Source organism: Pseudomonas sp. K5002, assembly GCF_013386655.1.
In the GTDB taxonomy this organism is placed as follows: domain Bacteria; phylum Pseudomonadota; class Gammaproteobacteria; order Pseudomonadales; family Pseudomonadaceae; genus Aquipseudomonas.
Genome location: NZ_JACARK010000925.1, coordinates 1 through 611 on the forward strand (window position 1 = coordinate 1; position 611 = coordinate 611).

1 protein-coding gene is annotated in these 611 nt (G+C 65.8%); it reads right to left on the bottom strand.

All coding sequences use genetic code 11. The features are described from left to right. Window positions 1–140 precede the first annotated feature (140 nt). Window positions 141–611 (bottom strand): malonate transporter subunit MadM (gene madM, locus HX846_RS31085; protein WP_178966861.1); only part of this gene is annotated, 471 nt, incomplete at its 5' end.

Sequence of the window (611 nt, forward strand, 5' to 3'; positions counted from 1 at the left end):
CGAGGGAGCTTGCTCCCGCTCGGCTGCGCAGCAGTCGTAAAATCAGCGCCCGCGTTGTTTCAGGAAGAATGCATTGGGACCGCTTCGCGCTCCAGCGGGAGCAAGCTCCCTCGCCACAAAAGCGGTCGACACCTCTCGGGTCAGCCGACAATCCCGCGCACGATGAAGTACAGCACCGACGGCCCCAGCAAACACCCAAGCCCGGTGTGAAAGGTGGCAGTCAACGCGCCATACGGCACCAGCCGCCGGTCCGTCGCCGCCAGGCCTGCCGTCACACCGCTCACCGTGCCGGCCAAACCACCGAACACCATCGCCGAGCGCGGGTTATCCAGGCCCATCCAGCGTGCCGCCATGGGCGTGCCCACCATCACCAGGATCGCCTTGATCAACCCAGTCGCGATGGACAGCGCCACCACATCCGAGCTTGCACCCAACGCCGCCCCGGTCACCGGCCCGACGATGTACGTCACCGCGCCCGCGCCGATGGTGGTCATGCTGATCGCATCGCGATAACCAAACGCCCAGGCGATACTCGCGCCCACGATAAACGGCAGCACCGTCCCCAACAGCAAGGCAATCGCACCAATCAAGCCGGCCTTGCGCGCCTCGGT